The organism is Streptomyces sp. NPDC051322, assembly GCF_040689485.1.
Taxonomy (GTDB): domain Bacteria; phylum Actinomycetota; class Actinomycetes; order Streptomycetales; family Streptomycetaceae; genus Streptomyces.
Map to the genome: position 1 here is coordinate 184,410 of NZ_JBFBAK010000010.1, position 14,427 is coordinate 198,836.

A 14,427-nucleotide genomic window follows, 5' to 3' on the forward strand; every position below is an offset into this window, starting at 1 on the left:
TACTCAACAGTACGGCCGCGGTGTCCCGGGGACACCGCGGCCGTGTACATCCGTACTGTGTGTCAGGCCTGCTCGGCCTGCTCCATCTGGAGGGCCTGCATGGCCCGCTCGGTCACCTCGGTGACCTTGCCGAGCGCGGAGATCGTCGCCACCAGCCCCTGGCCCTTGTAGTGGTCGATGATCGGCTCGGTCTGCGTGTGGTAGACCTCGAGACGGGTACGCACCGTGTCCTCGGTGTCGTCACCGCGCTGGTAGAGCTCGCCGCCACAGGTGTCGCAGACTCCGTCCTTCTTCGGGCGGCTGTACTCCACGTGAAAGACGTGGCTCGAATCGTTACGGCAGATGCGCCGGCCGGCGATCCGCTTCACGACCTCGTCCTCGGGGACCTCAAGATCCAGCACCGCGTCCAGCTTCTGTCCCTCGGCGTTCAGCCACTCGTCGAGCGCCTGGGCCTGCACGACATTGCGCGGGAAGCCGTCGAGGAGAAATCCGCCCTCGGCGTCCGGCTGGGACATGCGATCCTGCGCCATCCCGATGGTGACCTCGTCCGGAACCAGCTTGCCGGCGTCCATGAGCGCCTTGGCCTGCTTGCCCAGCGCCGTGCCCTCGCTGATATTGGCACGGAAGAGGTCGCCCGTGGAGATGTGCGGGATCGCCAGGTTCTTGGCGAGGTACGCGGCCTGCGTTCCCTTGCCCGCCCCTGGCGGTCCGACGAGGACGATACGCATCAGCGGAGGAACCCTTCGTAATTACGCTGCTGGAGCTGGCTCTCGATCTGCTTCACGGTCTCCAGACCCACACCCACGATGATCAGGATGCTCGTCCCGCCGAACGGGAAGTTCTGGTTCGCACCGAAGCCCACCAACGCCATCGTCGGCACAAGAGCGATCACACCCAGATACAGCGACCCCGGCCAGGTGATCCGGTTGAGTACGTAACTCAGGTACTCAGCGGTCGGTCGGCCAGCCCGGATGCCCGGGATGAAGCCACCATACTTCTTCATGTTGTCGGCGACTTCCTCGGGGTTGAACGTGATCGCCACATAGAAGAAGGCGAAGAACACGATCAACAGGAAGTACGTGATGATGTAAGCAGGGTGGTCGCCCTTGACCAGGTTGTCCTTCACCCAGGTCGCCCAGCCCGCGGTGGAACCGCTGAACTGAACGATCAGCCCCGGGATGTAGAGCAGCGAGGAAGCGAAGATGACCGGAATCACACCGGCCTGGTTCACCTTGAGCGGGATGTAGGTCGACGTTCCGCCGTAGGCCCGGCGGCCGATCATCCGCTTCGCGTACTGAACCGGGATCCGGCGCTGGGCCTGCTCGACGAAGACCACCAGGCCGACCATGATCAGGCCGATGATGATCACCGCGCCGAACTCGATCCAGCCGTCGGCGAGCTTCCCCTGCTGCTTGATCGCCCAGAGCGAGCCGGGGAAGCCGGCCGCGATCGAGACGAACATCAGGATGGACATGCCGTTGCCGATGCCGCGGTCGGTCACCAGCTCACCGAGCCACATGACCACGCAGGTGCCCGCGGTCATGCAGATGACCATGGTGGCGGTGATGAAGATCGACTGGTCGGGCACGATCTGGTTGGCCACCGGGCAGTTGCCGAACAGCGCGCCGGTACGAGCGGTCGCCACGAGGCCGGTGCCCTGGAGGACGGCCAGCGCCACGGTCAGGTAACGCGTGTACTGCGTGACCTTCCCCTGCCCTGCCTGCCCCTCCTTCTTGAGGGCCTCCAGCCGTGGGATCACCACGGTCAGCAGCTGCAGGATGATGCTCGCCGTGATGTACGGCATGATGCCGAGCGCGAAGATGGTGATCTGCAGCAGTGCGCCACCACTGAACATGTTGACCAGTCCGAAGAGACCCTGGTTGGTCTTCGTCTGGTCCATACACGTCTGGACGTTCGTGTAGTCCACGCCGGGGATGGGGACGTGCGTCCCGGCCCGGTAGATCACGATGATGGCGAGAGTGAACAGCAGCTTCTTGCGCAGGTCGGGCGTCTTGAACGCTCGGGCGAACGCGGTGAACACGGTGCCTCCTGCGACCCCGGCGCGTCTGCGTCAAGGGTGACGGTCTTGAGGATCAATGAATACGTATCAGTCAAAAGCCACATGGGTTTCACCACGTGGCCACAGACAGTGGACGCCACCTTACCGGCGACCCTGCTCCCTGAGAACGACCAACCGGGGATGCCCCTTGTCACAAGGGCATCCCCGGTTGGGTGTTCAGGCCATCGAGTCGTCTCAGACGAGCTCGGTGACGGTGCCGCCGGCAGCGGCAATCTTCTCCTTGGCGGAGCCGGAAACGGCGTCAACCGTCACCGTCAGCGCCACCGAGATCTCGCCCTGGCCCAGGACCTTGACGAGGCTGTTCTTGCGCACCGCGCCCTTGGCGACCAGGTCGGCCACCGTGACCTCGCCACCCTCGGGGTAGAGAGCGCCGAGCCGGTCCAGGTTCACGACCTGGAACTCGGTGCGGAACGGGTTCTTGAAGCCCTTGAGCTTCGGGAGGCGCATGTGGAGGGGCATCTGCCCGCCCTCGAAGCGCTCCGGAACCTGGTAACGGGCCTTGGTGCCCTTGGTACCACGACCTGCGGTCTTACCCTTCGACGCCTCACCACGGCCCACACGGGTCTTGGCGGTCTTGGCGCCCGGGGCGGGCCGGAGGTTGTGGACCTTCAGCGGGTTGTTCTCCGCCATGTCAGTCGACCTCCTCAACCGTCACGAGGTGGCGGACGGTGTGCACCATTCCGCGGAACTCGGGGCGGTCATCCTTGACAACCACGTCGTGCAGGCGCTTGAGCCCGAGCGAACGCAGGGTGTCGCGGTGGTTCTGCTTGCTGCCGATGTACGACTTCGTCTGCGTGATCTTGAGGCGAGCCATTACGCACCCGCTCCCGCACGCGCACGCAGCAGAGCCGCGGGGGCGACGTCCTCGAGGGGCAGACCACGGCGAGCCGCGATCTCCTCGGGACGCTGCAGGCCCTTGAGGGCCGCCACGGTCGCGTGCACGATGTTGATCGCGTTGTCGGAGCCGAGCGACTTCGACAGGATGTCGTGAACGCCGGCGCACTCCAGAACGGCGCGCACCGGGCCACCGGCGATCACACCGGTACCGGGGGAAGCAGGCTTCAGCAGGACGACGCCCGCAGCCTTCTCGCCCTGGATCGGGTGAGGGATGGTGCCCTGAATGCGCGGAACCTTGAAGAAGCTCTTCTTGGCCTCTTCAACGCCCTTGGCGATGGCCGCGGGAACTTCCTTGGCCTTGCCGTATCCGACACCCACGGTGCCGTCACCGTCGCCCACCACGACCAGCGCGGTGAAGCTGAAACGACGACCACCCTTGACAACCTTGGCAACGCGGTTGATCGCGACTACGCGCTCAACGTAAGCGGTCTTCTCGGCGGCAGCGCCACCGTCGCGACCCTTCCGGTCCCGCCGCTCGCCGCCACCGGCACCGCTTCCGCGGCGCTGGGGTCCAGCCATTGGATTTACCTCTCTCTGTTACGTCCGTTAGTCCCGGAACCGGGGCCTAGAACTTCAGCCCGGCTTCGCGGGCGGCGTCAGCCAGAGCGGCAATGCGCCCGGCGTACCTGTTGCCACCACGGTCGAACACGACGGTCTCGACACCTGCGGCCTTCGCACGCTCTGCGACGAGCGCGCCGACCTGCTGTGCCTGGGCGCTCTTGTCGCCCTCGCCACCGCGGATCGAGGTGTCCAGCGTCGACGCCGAAGCGAGCGTGTGGCCCGCGATGTCGTCGATGACCTGCGCAACGATGTTGCGGTTGGAGCGCGTGACGACCAGGCGAGGACGCTCCGGCGTACCGGAGACGTGCTTGCGGACGCGGACGTGGCGGCGCTTGATGGCAGCGCGCTTGTACGCGTCGCCCTTGGCGATCTTTACACCGTATGCCATGGCTTACTTACCCGCCTTTCCGACCTTGCGGCGGATAACCTCGCCGGCGTACTTGACGCCCTTGGCCTTGTACGGGTCGGGCTTCCGCAGCTTGCGGATGTTCGCGGCGACCTCGCCGACCTTCTGCTTGTCGATGCCCTCGACGCTGAGCTTCGTGGGCGACTCGACCTTGAAGGTGATGCCCTCGGGGGCCTCGACGATGATCGGGTGGCTGTAGCCCAGGGCGAACTCCAGGTTGGAGCCCTTCGCCTGGACACGGTAACCAACACCGCTGATCTCGAGCGCCTTGACGTAACCCGTGGTCACGCCGGTGATCATGTTCGCCACCAGCGTGCGGGACAGGCCGTGAAGGGCCTTGTTCTGACGCTCGTCGTTCGGGCGAACGACGTTGAGCACGCCGTCCTCGCCCTTGGTGACCTCGATCGGCGCGGCAACGGTGTGCGTGAGGGAACCCTTGGGGCCCTTCACCGCAACCGTGCGGCCGTCGATGGTGACGTCCACACCGGCGGGAACCTGGATGGGGAGCTTGCCGATTCGCGACATGAGCTTTTCCTCCGTTCCCGACTACCAGACGTAGGCGAGGACTTCCCCACCTACGCCCTTCTTGCTGGCCTGCTGGCCGGTCAGGAGACCGTGGGACGTGGAGATGATCGCCACGCCCAGGCCGCCGAGAACCTTCGGCAGGTTGGTGGACTTCGCGTAAACACGCAGACCCGGCTTCGAAATCCGCTTGATGCCGGCGATCGAGCGCTCGCGGTTCGGGCCGAACTTCAGCTCGAGAACGAGGTTCTTGCCGACCTCGGCGTCCTCGGTCTTCCAGCCGGTGATGAAGCCCTCCTGCTGGAGGATCTCCGCGATGTGCGACTTGATCTTGCTGTGCGGCATCACGACGGAGTCGTGGTACGCCGAGTTTGCGTTACGCAGACGCGTGAGCATGTCTGCGATGGGATCAGTCATGGTCATGAATTGGCCTTCGGCCTCTCTCGCCGGGGTTTCCTGTATGCGCCATCCCTCTCCCCGCTCAGTGGCGGGACGGGTGCGGTGCGGGGACCTACGGCGTAGTAAGTCGTTGCAGGGCGGCAGACGCCCAACCCGGCAAGCCTACGGCATGCGGGGAGGGGCTTCTGCCGACCAGATACTTACCGAGAGTCCTGGCTGGTTCTCGAGAAGAGAATTACCAGGAGCTCTTGGTCACGCCCGGCAGCTCGCCACGGTGGGCCATCTCACGAAGGCACACGCGGCACAGGCCGAACTTGCGGTAGACGGAGTGGGGCCGGCCGCAGCGCTGGCAGCGGGTGTACCCGCGGACGCCGAACTTCGGCTTGCGGGCGGCCTTAGCGATCAGGGACTTCTTCGCCACGGTCAGTTCTCCTTGAACGGGAAGCCGAGGTGACGAAGGAGGGCACGACCCTCGTCGTCATTGGTCGCCGTGGTGACCACGGTGATGTCCATGCCCCGGACCCGGTCGATCTTGTCCTGGTCGATCTCGTGGAACATGACCTGTTCCGTGAGACCGAAGGTGTAGTTGCCACGGCCGTCGAACTGCTTCGGCGACAGGCCACGGAAGTCACGGATACGCGGCAGCGCGAGCGACAGCGTACGGTCCAGGAACTCCCACATGCGGTCACCGCGAAGGGTGACGTGGCAGCCGATCGGCTGCCCCTCGCGCAGCTTGAACTGCGCGATCGACTTGCGGGCCTTGGTGACGGCCGGCTTCTGGCCGGTGATCGTGGTGAGGTCCTTGATGGCACCGTCGATCAGCTTGGAGTCGCGGGCGGCGTCGCCCACACCCATGTTGACCACGATCTTGACGAGACCGGGGATCTGCATGACGTTCTCGTAGGAGAACTCGTCGCGCAGCTTGCCGGCGATTTCCTCGCGGTAGCGCGTCTTGAGACGCGGCGCAGTGGTGGCAGTCATCAGATGTCCTCACCAGTCCGCTTGGCAACGCGGATCTTGTTGCCCTCGTCGTCGAAGCGGTAACCGACGCGGGTGACGACCTTGTTGCCGTCCTTCTCCACCACCAGCTGAACATTGCTGACGTGGACAGGGGCTTCGGTCGTCACAATGCCACCGGTCTGCGAACCGCGAGCGGTCTGACCGGCCTTGGTGTGCTTCTTGACCCGGTTGACACCCTCGACGAGGACACGGTTCTGCGTGGGGTAGGCCACGATGACCTTGCCCTGCTTGCCGCGGTCCTTACCGGTGATGACCTGAACCAGGTCGCCCTTCTTGATCTTCATGCTTACAGCACCTCCGGCGCGAGCGAGATGATCTTCATGAACTTCTTCTCGCGCAGCTCACGGCCCACCGGGCCGAAGATACGGGTGCCGCGGGGGTCGCCGTCGTTCTTGAGAATGACGGCGGCGTTCTCGTCGAAGCGGATGTACGAGCCGTCCTGACGACGACGCTCCTTGACGGTGCGAACGATGACCGCCTTGACGACGTCACCCTTCTTCACGTTGCCACCGGGGATCGCGTCCTTGACGGTGGCGACGATGACGTCACCGATACCCGCGTAGCGGCGACCCGAGCCACCGAGAACACGAATGGTGAGAATTTCCTTCGCACCCGTGTTGTCGGCGACACGAAGTCGCGACTCCTGCTGGATCACGTCTATCTCCTGATCGTCTGCCGGTTCCCGCCGGGGGACTTCCGTGGAGGTCCCCCGGCGAGCCTGGCGGAACTGACCTGAGCGATGAGCTCAGGGATTCTTACTTGGCCTTCTCGAGGATCTCGACGATGCGCCAGCGCTTCGTCGCGGAAAGCGGCCGCGTCTCCATGATGACGACACGGTCGCCCACGCCTGCGGCGTTGGCCTCGTCATGCGCCTTGAGCTTGTTCGTACGGCGGATGACCTTGCCGTACAGAGCATGCTTCACGCGGTCCTCGACAGCGACGACGACGGTCTTGTCCATCTTGTCGCTGACGACCAGACCCTCACGGGTCTTACGGAAACCGCGGTCGCCCGTCTTGCTTTCAGTCGTCTCAGTCACAGTCTTCTCGCTCATCAGGCGCTCTCCACCGTCTCGATGCCCAGCTCGCGCTCACGCATCAGGGTGTAGATCCGGGCGATGTCCTTACGGACGGACTTGAGCCGACCGTGGTTCTCGAGCTGCCCGGTCGCCGCCTGGAAGCGGAGGTTGAACAGCTCTTCCTTGGCCTCACGGAGCTTCGCGACGAGATCCTCGTCGTTCAGCTCACGCAGCTCGGTCGCCTTGGTACCGGCCGCCATCACGACTCACCTGCCTCGCGCCGCACGATGCGGCACTTCATCGGAAGCTTGTGGGCGGCGCGGGTCAGCGCCTCCTTAGCGACCTTCTCGTTCGGGTAGGACAGCTCGAACATCACCCGACCGGGCTTGACGTTCGCGATCCACCACTCCGGGGAACCCTTACCGGAACCCATGCGGGTCTCGGCAGGCTTCTTGGTGAGCGGACGGTCCGGGTAGATGTTGATCCAGACCTTGCCGCCACGCTTGATGTGGCGGGTCATCGCGATACGAGCAGCTTCGATCTGACGGTTCGTCACGTACGCCGGCGTCAGAGCCTGGATGCCGTACTCACCGAATGCGACCTCAGTGCCACCCTTCGCCATACCACTGCGCTTGGGGTGGTGCTGCTTGCGGTGCTTGACCCTACGAGGGATCAGCATGTCGGTCAGGCCTCCGTTCCGGCGCTGTTCGTTGTCGCGGCCTCGGCCGGAGCAGCCGCCGCGGGAGCGTCGGCCTTGGGGGCCTCGGCTGCCGGTGCGCCCTGCTGCGGCTTGCGTCCACGACCGCCACGCTCGCCGCCACGACCACCGCGGCCACCGGCCGGACGGTCGTTGCCGCCGCCACGGGCCGGGCGGTTGCCGGCACGGGCCGCGGCGTTCTCGGCGCGCACCTCGGCGATGTTCTTGACGTTGCCCTTGTAGATCCAGACCTTCACGCCGATACGGCCGAAGGTCGTCTTGGCCTCGAAGAAGCCGTAGTCCACGTTCGCGCGGAGCGTGTGCAGCGGCACACGGCCCTCGCGGTAGAACTCCGAGCGGGACATCTCGGCGCCGCCGAGACGGCCACCGCACTGGATCTTGATGCCCTTGGCGCCGGCCTTCATCGTCGACTGCATGCTCTTACGCATGGCGCGACGGAAGGAGACACGCGAGGACAGCTGCTCGGCGACGGCCTGGGCCACCAGCTGAGCGTCCGTCTCGGGGTTCTTGACCTCGAGGATGTTCAGCTGGACCTGCTTGCCGGTCAGCTTCTCCAGCTCGCCGCGGATGCGGTCGGCCTCGGCGCCGCGGCGGCCGATGACGATGCCCGGACGTGCAGTGTGGATGTCGACGCGGACGCGGTCGCGGGTGCGCTCGATCTCCACCTTCGAGATACCGGCGCGCTCCATGCCCTTCGTCATCATGCGACGAATGGCGACGTCTTCCTTGACGTAGTCCTTGTACAGCTTGTCGGCGTACCAGCGGGACTTGAAGTCCGTGGTGATGCCGAGCCGGAACCCGTGCGGGTTAACCTTCTGGCCCATTACCGGGTTCCTTCCTTGCTGCTGACGACCACGGTGATGTGGCTGGTCCGCTTGCGGATCCGGTAGGCACGGCCCTGGGCGCGCGGACGGAACCGCTTCAGGGTCGGGCCCTCGTCGACGTACGCCTCGGAAATGACGAGGCTGCCGGCGTCGGTGTGGTCGTAGTTGTGTGCGGCGTTGGCAATGGCGCTGTCAAGCACCTTGCCGACCGGCACGCTCGCGGCCTGCGGGGCGAAACGCAGGACCGCCTGAGCCTCCGTGGCATCCATGCCACGGATAAGGTCCACCACGCGGCGGGCCTTCATGGGCGTGACGCGGATGTACCGCGCCTGGGCCCTGGCTTCCATGGTTGTCCCTTCGGTGTCGTTCATAGTCATCGCACCCCGCCTCAGCGGCGCTTCGACTTGCGGTCGTCCTTGACGTGGCCGCGGAAGGTGCGGGTCGGCGCAAACTCGCCGAGCTTGTGGCCGACCATCGACTCGGTGACGAACACCGGGACGTGGATCTTGCCGTTGTGCACCGCGATGGTGTGTCCCAGCATGTCCGGGATGATCATCGAGCGCCGGGACCAGGTCTTGATGACGTTCTTGGTGCCTGCTTCGTTCTGTACGTCCACCTTCTTGACGAGGTGTCCGTCGACGAAAGGCCCCTTCTTGAGACTGCGCGGCATCTGAACCCGCTCCTAGCGCTTCTTGTTCGACTTGCGGCGGCGGACGATGTACTTGCTCGAAGCCTTCTTCGGCGAGCGAGTACGACCCTCCTTCTGACCCCACGGGCTGACCGGGTGGCGACCACCTGAAGTCTTGCCCTCACCACCACCGTGCGGGTGGTCGACCGGGTTCATCGCGACACCGCGGACGGAGGGGCGAACGCCCTTCCAGCGCATACGGCCGGCCTTGCCCCAGTTGATGTTCGACTGCTCGGCATTGCCGACCTCGCCGATGGTGGCGCGGCAGCGGATGTCGACCAGGCGGACCTCACCGGACGGCATGCGAAGGTGCGCCATGGCGCCTTCCTTCGCGAGCAGCTGGACCGAAGCACCCGCGGAACGGGCGATCTTCGCTCCGCCACCGGGACGCATCTCGATCGCGTGCAGCGTGGTACCGACCGGGATGTTGCGCAGCGGCAGGTTGTTGCCGGGCTTGATGTCGGCGCCCGCGCCGTTCTCCACCCTGTCGCCCTGGCCCAGCTTGGCCGGGGCGAGGATGTAGCGCTTCTCGCCGTCTGCGTAGTGCAGCAGCGCGATGCGCGCGGTGCGGTTCGGGTCGTACTCGATGTGCGCGACCTTGGCCGGCACGCCGTCCTTGTCGTGACGACGGAAGTCGATCACGCGGAAGGCGCGCTTGTGTCCGCCGCCCTGGTGGCGAACGGTGATCCGGCCGGTGTTGTTACGGCCGCCCTTGCTGTGCAGAGGGCGAACCAGCGACTTCTCCGGCGTGGACCGCGTGATCTCGACAAAGTCGGCGACGCTGGAGCCACGACGGCCCGGGGTCGTCGGCTTGTACTTGCGGATACCCATTTCTCAGTCCTCGTCCGATTCCGGACGACTCGGACTCCGTTAGGAGACCGGGCCGCCGAAGATGTCGATACGGTCGCCCTCGGCAAGGGTCACGATGGCGCGCTTGGTGTCAGCGCGCTTTCCGAACCCGGTGCGGGTGCGCTTGCGCTTGCCCTGGCGGTTGATCGTGTTGACTCCGGTGACCTTGACCGAGAAGACCGCTTCCACGGCCTGCTTGATCTGGGTCTTGTTGGAGCCCGGCGCGACGATGAACGTGTACTTGTTCTCGTCGAGCAGCGCGTAGCTCTTCTCGGAAACAACCGGCTTGACGAGGACGTCGCGCGGGTCCGTGAAGGTCTTGCTGGTAACGGTCGCCTCAGCCATCAGACGTCGCTCCCTTCGGTCTCAGCGGCCTTGGGGCCAGACACGAAGGACTCGAGGGCGGCCTTGGTGAAGACCACGTCGTCGGAGACGAGCACGTCGTACGTGTTCAGCTGGCCCGGCTCCAGGATGTGCACCTGGGGCAGGTTGCGGGCGGAGAGCCACGCGGCCTCGTCCGAACGCTCGGCGACCAGGAGCACGTGCTTGCGCTCGCTGACCTTGCCCAGCAGGGACTTGGCGGCCTTCGTGGACACTGCGCCCTCGACCACGCCGGAGACGACGTGGATGCGAGCGTTGCGGGCCCGGTCGGTGAGGGCACCGCGCAGCGCGGCGGCCTTCATCTTCTTCGGGGTCCGCTGCGAGTAGTCACGCGGCTGCGGGCCGTGGACGACGCCACCGCCGGCGAACTGCGGCGCACGGGTCGAACCCTGGCGCGCGCGGCCGGTGCCCTTCTGACGGTAAGGCTTCTTACCGCCACCACGGACTTCACCGCGGGTCTTGGTCTTGTGCGTGCCCTGTCGGGCCGCGGCCAGCTGTGCGACAACGACCTGGTGGATCAGCGGGATGCTGACCTTGGCGTCGAAGATCTCCGAGGGGAGTTCGACGGTCCCGGCCTTGTCGCCTGCCGGCGAAAGGATGTCAATGGTGCTCATCGGTTCCTCAAGCCCCCTTGGCCGCGGTACGGACCAGGACGAGGCCGCCGTTCGGACCGGGGACCGCGCCCTTGATGAGCAGCAGACCCTTCTCCGCGTCAACGGCGTGGACGGTCAGGTTCTGGGTGGTGACCCGCTCGTTGCCCATGCGGCCCGCCATGCGCATGCCCTTGAAGACACGGCCCGGGGTGGCACAGCCACCGATGGAGCCAGGCTTGCGGTGCACGCGGTGGGCACCGTGGGAAGCCTTGCCACCCTTGAAGTTGTGGCGCTTCATGACACCGGCGAAGCCCTTGCCCTTGCTCTTGCCCGTGACATCAACCTTGATGCCGGACTCGAACACCTGAGCAGTGATCTCCTGGCCCAGCGTGTACTCGCTGGCGTCAGGGGTGCGGAGCTCCACCAGGTGGCGGCGCGGAGTCACGTCGGCCTTGGCGAAGTGGCCCTTGAGGGGCTTGTTCACCTTGCGCGGGTCGATCTCGCCGAAGGCGATCTGGACCGACTCATAGCCGTCGATGTCGTTCGTACGGACCTGCGTCACGACGCACGGCCCGGCCTTGACGACGGTCACCGGGACGACCCGGTTGTTCTCGTCCCAGACCTGGGTCATGCCGAGCTTCTCGCCCAGGACGCCCTTGATGTTCTTGGTCATCTCGCGCGTCACCTCAGAGCTTGATCTCGATGTCGACGCCGGCCGGCAGGTCGAGACGCATCAGCGAGTCAACCGTCTTCGGCGTGGGGTCGAGGATGTCGATGAGGCGCTTGTGCGTGCGCATCTCGAAGTGCTCGCGCGAGTCCTTGTACTTGTGCGGCGACTTGATGACGCAGTACACGTTCTTCTCAGTGGGCAGCGGCACCGGGCCTGCGACCGACGCACCAGTGCGCGTCACCGTCTCGACGATCTTCTTGGCCGAAGAGTCGATGACCTCGTGGTCGTAGGCCTTGAGCCGGATGCGGATCTTCTGTCCCGCCATGGCTACTCAGTAGTCCTGTCTCTCGTAACGCTCTGGGACCCGGCGGGTACTGCGTTCTTCTCCGACCCACGCGGTCGGGCGTGTCGCATTCCCTCTTCGTAGATCTCCCGAAGGATTTCCCAACCAAGGGGTGCGGGCCGTGACCGCGAGCCGGGGGAAAACACCCACCGGGCGCCTGGCCGGTACCCCGCTGACGCTTCCCGGAAGATTCCCGTACGTCCGCCCCAGCGCTGCCTTACGGCAGTTGGGACGACGAGTACTGTGGGACTTGCTTCCAGTCCTCCCGACGGGAGGCGCGCAGCATCGGCACTCAACCGAGCAACCCCGATAGTCTGCCATAGCGGACCTGGCCCTGGCCAATCGGGGCCGGAGATCCTACTCCTCGCGATCCTCGGGTCAAACGCAGGCGGTCGCCGGCCGGCGACTTCTCAGGAACGACCGGGTCCGACGATGCCGGCCGGCGCGCGCAGGCCGGCCACGATGTCGGCGCCGGCAGGGGCCTGGCCGGGGTCGGTCAGCCACTGCGCCATCAGTCAGGTGAGCAGGGCCATCTGGACGGCGCCCAGCGTGCGGGCGGTGACGCCGCCTGGCCCCCGGCGAGATAGCGGCGGAGGGCCACCGGCCCCATCCGTATCGGCCCACCGGAATGGCCCTCACTCACGGTGCGGCCCCTGGTCCTCGGCCCGCACAACGCCCATGGTGGAGAACGATGCGGCGGCTTGGCCTGCCTCGACTCGGGTCTGACAGCAACGCGCCCCGACGCCTGGACCGACCAGGCTCGGGGCGTGCGTGCTCAGGATCACTCACCGGACGCGTACGTCACGAAGTCCGTCCATGCGTCGGATGTGAAGCCGAGTTGCGGCCCCAGCACGTTCTTGGAGTCACGGACGCGGACGGTGCCGATGACCGCCGCAACCTCGACGCACTCAGGGCCGTCGTTGCTGCTGTAGCTGCTCTTGATCCACTCCAGCGCGGTGTTGTCTCCGACCGAGGTCTTGCGGGTCATGTCTCTCCCAGCGCTTTCTCGATGAAGGTCAGGGACTCCCGTGGGGTGAGAGCCTGAGCCCGGATGATTCCGTACCGCAGCTCGATGATCCGGACCTCCTTGGGGTCGGAGATCAGGCGGTTGGACAACTGGCCTTCCCAGTGCCCCACCGCCGTGCCGTCGTCGAACTTCAACAGTTGGAGCTGACCACCCATGCCGGCGTGGTCCTCCCGGTCCGTCGGCATCACCTGGATCTCGACGTTCCGCAACTGACCGACCTCCAACAGGCGTTCGAGCTGTCGTCGTGCAACCATTCTGCCCCCGAGTGGGCGCTTGATCGTCACTTCTTCCTGGACAAATGTCAGCATGGTCAAGGGCTGCCGCTCGAAGATCTCCTGCCGACCCATCCGAGCTGCCACGTGCCGCTCGATCTCCTCCGGTGCGAACGACGGCCGCCGCATTTCGAAGAGTGCCCGTGCGTACTCTTCGGTCTGCAGGAGGCCGTGCACGTTGTGATTGCCGTACGCGCCCAGTTCGACCGCGTCCCGCTCCAGCTTCGCCAGGTCCCGTACCTTCTTCGGATACCTGGCCTCCGCCACATCCTTCTTCATCGCGGCGAGCTTGCCGCCCGCGCCGAGCACCTCGTCCGCCCGGTCCAGGAACTCCGGTTTCGGGATCCGTTTCCCGGCCTCCACCTTGTAGACCTGGTTCTCCCCGTACCCGATGGCCGCGCCCAGCTCCGCCGCGCGCAAGCCCGCCGATTCACGCCAGAGCCGGATCTGCCGGCCGACCGTCGCGATCACCGCGCCCGAGTCGTCCTCCAGCTCGACGTCCCGGTCCGCGTCGTCCCCGCCGTCCGCCGTGTACTCCTGGCCGCCCTCGCCCGCCATGCGCCACCCGCCTCCACCCGTGCCCGTACCGCTTCGCGCTCGACGCCGTACTGGATGGACAGGCCCGGACCATCCCTGGACAGTCACTCTCCGTACGCGCTCAAGTACTTCTCAGCGTAGACACATCCGGCCACGCTGAGTGACGTGAACCGAGAAATCACCCGAACCGAACATTCCGCTCCCACCCGGCAGTTCACCGTGCTGCTCTCCCCCACCCGCCGGGGCGCCAGGCTCGCCCGCTTTCTCACCACCGCGCACCTGCTCCACTGGGGACTCCCCTCGGCGTCAGCCGCGCAGATCGTCGCCGAACTGGCGAGCAACGCCACGGTGCACGGACGCGTACCGGGACGGGACTTCCGACTGAGCCTCACCGTGCGCGGCGATGTGCTGCGGATCGAGGTGAGCGACGCCCGGGGCGAGCGCCTTCCGCCCGGCCCCGGTACGGCGGTCCCGCCGGGCGGTGACGCGGAGCGCGGGCGGGGGCTGCTGATCGTCGAGGCGTACGCCGACCGGTGGGGCGTCGAGCACGGGCCGGTACCCCGTAAAACGGTCTGGGCGGAGCTCGATCTCCTGCCGTGACGCCGCTCCCACCGGATCGCGGGA

General features: G+C 66.0%; 26 protein-coding genes. 1 reads left to right on the forward strand and 25 read right to left on the reverse strand.

Features of this window, described 5'->3' with window-relative positions:
- Window positions 1-62: 62 nt before the first annotated feature.
- From AB0436_RS23600 to AB0436_RS23720, 25 genes are all read right to left on the reverse strand, one after another.
- The gene (locus AB0436_RS23600; RefSeq protein ID WP_366469923.1) at window positions 63-728 is read right to left on the reverse strand and encodes an adenylate kinase; all 666 of its coding nucleotides are present in this window, start codon (window positions 726-728) and stop codon (window positions 63-65) included.
- Window positions 728-2,041, reverse strand: coding sequence for a preprotein translocase subunit SecY (secY, locus tag AB0436_RS23605; protein ID WP_366469924.1), 1,314 nt, complete (start codon window positions 2,039-2,041; stop codon window positions 728-730). The genes AB0436_RS23600 and secY overlap by 1 nt, the downstream gene beginning before the upstream one ends.
- 213 nt (window positions 2,042-2,254) lie before the next feature.
- Complete coding sequence (gene rplO / locus AB0436_RS23610) at window positions 2,255-2,710, reverse strand: 50S ribosomal protein L15 (RefSeq protein ID WP_365851764.1); 456 nt, start codon at window positions 2,708-2,710, stop codon at window positions 2,255-2,257.
- Window position 2,711: 1 nt separating this feature from the next.
- Entirely contained in the window at window positions 2,712-2,894 is a 183-nt protein-coding gene (gene rpmD / locus AB0436_RS23615; RefSeq protein ID WP_093594204.1) for a 50S ribosomal protein L30, read from the reverse strand.
- Complete coding sequence (gene rpsE / locus AB0436_RS23620; protein ID WP_366469925.1) at window positions 2,894-3,496, reverse strand: 30S ribosomal protein S5; 603 nt, start codon at window positions 3,494-3,496, stop codon at window positions 2,894-2,896. The genes rpmD and rpsE overlap by 1 nt, the downstream gene beginning before the upstream one ends.
- 46 nt (window positions 3,497-3,542) lie before the next feature.
- Window positions 3,543-3,926 (reverse strand): 50S ribosomal protein L18, encoded by a 384-nt coding sequence (gene rplR, locus AB0436_RS23625; RefSeq protein WP_327295855.1) that lies wholly within the window; start codon window positions 3,924-3,926, stop codon window positions 3,543-3,545.
- A 3-nt stretch (window positions 3,927-3,929) separates the two neighbouring features.
- Window positions 3,930-4,469, reverse strand: a complete 540-nt coding sequence (gene rplF, locus AB0436_RS23630) for a 50S ribosomal protein L6 (protein WP_328537214.1) — start codon at window positions 4,467-4,469, stop codon at window positions 3,930-3,932.
- A 21-nt stretch (window positions 4,470-4,490) separates the two neighbouring features.
- Entirely contained in the window at window positions 4,491-4,889 is a 399-nt protein-coding gene (gene rpsH, locus AB0436_RS23635) for a 30S ribosomal protein S8 (RefSeq protein ID WP_164264452.1), read from the reverse strand.
- 211 nt (window positions 4,890-5,100) lie between these two features.
- The gene (locus AB0436_RS23640) at window positions 5,101-5,286 is read right to left on the reverse strand and encodes a type Z 30S ribosomal protein S14 (protein WP_024491590.1); all 186 of its coding nucleotides are present in this window, start codon (window positions 5,284-5,286) and stop codon (window positions 5,101-5,103) included.
- 2 nt (window positions 5,287-5,288) lie between these two features.
- Window positions 5,289-5,846 (reverse strand): 50S ribosomal protein L5, encoded by a 558-nt coding sequence (rplE, locus tag AB0436_RS23645; RefSeq protein WP_365851765.1) that lies wholly within the window; start codon window positions 5,844-5,846, stop codon window positions 5,289-5,291.
- A complete protein-coding gene (gene rplX / locus AB0436_RS23650; protein WP_365851766.1) occupies window positions 5,846-6,169 on the reverse strand; it encodes a 50S ribosomal protein L24 in 324 nt (107 codons plus the stop codon). Before rplX ends, rplE begins: the two co-directional genes overlap by 1 nt.
- Before the next feature lie 2 nt (window positions 6,170-6,171).
- Window positions 6,172-6,540, reverse strand: coding sequence for a 50S ribosomal protein L14 (gene rplN / locus AB0436_RS23655; RefSeq protein ID WP_003966950.1), 369 nt, complete (start codon window positions 6,538-6,540; stop codon window positions 6,172-6,174).
- 100 nt (window positions 6,541-6,640) lie between these two features.
- Entirely contained in the window at window positions 6,641-6,937 is a 297-nt protein-coding gene (gene rpsQ / locus AB0436_RS23660) for a 30S ribosomal protein S17 (RefSeq protein ID WP_365851767.1), read from the reverse strand.
- Entirely contained in the window at window positions 6,937-7,161 is a 225-nt protein-coding gene (gene rpmC / locus AB0436_RS23665) for a 50S ribosomal protein L29 (RefSeq protein WP_028812369.1), read from the reverse strand. Before rpmC ends, rpsQ begins: the two co-directional genes overlap by 1 nt.
- Entirely contained in the window at window positions 7,161-7,580 is a 420-nt protein-coding gene (gene rplP / locus AB0436_RS23670) for a 50S ribosomal protein L16 (protein ID WP_164264448.1), read from the reverse strand. The genes rpmC and rplP overlap by 1 nt, the downstream gene beginning before the upstream one ends.
- A gap of 5 nt (window positions 7,581-7,585) precedes the next feature.
- Window positions 7,586-8,443, reverse strand: a complete 858-nt coding sequence (gene rpsC, locus AB0436_RS23675; protein WP_365851769.1) for a 30S ribosomal protein S3 — start codon at window positions 8,441-8,443, stop codon at window positions 7,586-7,588.
- Window positions 8,443-8,790: a 50S ribosomal protein L22 gene (rplV, locus tag AB0436_RS23680; RefSeq protein WP_006604878.1), complete on the reverse strand. Its 348-nt coding sequence runs from the start codon at window positions 8,788-8,790 to the stop codon at window positions 8,443-8,445. Before rplV ends, rpsC begins: the two co-directional genes overlap by 1 nt.
- A gap of 41 nt (window positions 8,791-8,831) precedes the next feature.
- A complete protein-coding gene (rpsS, locus tag AB0436_RS23685; protein ID WP_164264446.1) occupies window positions 8,832-9,113 on the reverse strand; it encodes a 30S ribosomal protein S19 in 282 nt (93 codons plus the stop codon).
- A gap of 12 nt (window positions 9,114-9,125) precedes the next feature.
- Window positions 9,126-9,962, reverse strand: coding sequence for a 50S ribosomal protein L2 (rplB, locus tag AB0436_RS23690; RefSeq protein ID WP_365851770.1), 837 nt, complete (start codon window positions 9,960-9,962; stop codon window positions 9,126-9,128).
- Window positions 9,963-10,001: 39 nt separating this feature from the next.
- Window positions 10,002-10,325 carry a 50S ribosomal protein L23 gene (gene rplW / locus AB0436_RS23695; protein ID WP_327295858.1) on the reverse strand — a complete coding sequence of 108 codons (324 nt, stop codon included), beginning with the start codon at window positions 10,323-10,325 and terminating at the stop codon, window positions 10,002-10,004.
- A complete protein-coding gene (rplD, locus tag AB0436_RS23700; protein ID WP_366469926.1) occupies window positions 10,325-10,975 on the reverse strand; it encodes a 50S ribosomal protein L4 in 651 nt (216 codons plus the stop codon). Before rplD ends, rplW begins: the two co-directional genes overlap by 1 nt.
- A 7-nt stretch (window positions 10,976-10,982) precedes the next feature.
- Window positions 10,983-11,627, reverse strand: coding sequence for a 50S ribosomal protein L3 (rplC, locus tag AB0436_RS23705; RefSeq protein ID WP_250299280.1), 645 nt, complete (start codon window positions 11,625-11,627; stop codon window positions 10,983-10,985).
- A gap of 13 nt (window positions 11,628-11,640) precedes the next feature.
- Window positions 11,641-11,949 (reverse strand): 30S ribosomal protein S10, encoded by a 309-nt coding sequence (gene rpsJ / locus AB0436_RS23710; protein ID WP_003948644.1) that lies wholly within the window; start codon window positions 11,947-11,949, stop codon window positions 11,641-11,643.
- A 799-nt stretch (window positions 11,950-12,748) separates the two neighbouring features.
- The gene (locus AB0436_RS23715; protein ID WP_366469927.1) at window positions 12,749-12,955 is read right to left on the reverse strand and encodes a DUF397 domain-containing protein; all 207 of its coding nucleotides are present in this window, start codon (window positions 12,953-12,955) and stop codon (window positions 12,749-12,751) included.
- Window positions 12,952-13,824: a helix-turn-helix transcriptional regulator gene (locus tag AB0436_RS23720; protein WP_366469928.1), complete on the reverse strand. Its 873-nt coding sequence runs from the start codon at window positions 13,822-13,824 to the stop codon at window positions 12,952-12,954. Before AB0436_RS23720 ends, AB0436_RS23715 begins: the two co-directional genes overlap by 4 nt.
- A gap of 144 nt (window positions 13,825-13,968) precedes the next feature.
- Here AB0436_RS23720 and AB0436_RS23725 point away from each other — a divergent pair, with 144 nt between their 5' ends.
- Window positions 13,969-14,403: an ATP-binding protein gene (locus AB0436_RS23725; RefSeq protein ID WP_366469929.1), complete on the forward strand. Its 435-nt coding sequence runs from the start codon at window positions 13,969-13,971 to the stop codon at window positions 14,401-14,403.
- The last annotated feature ends 24 nt before the right edge of the window (window positions 14,404-14,427 follow it).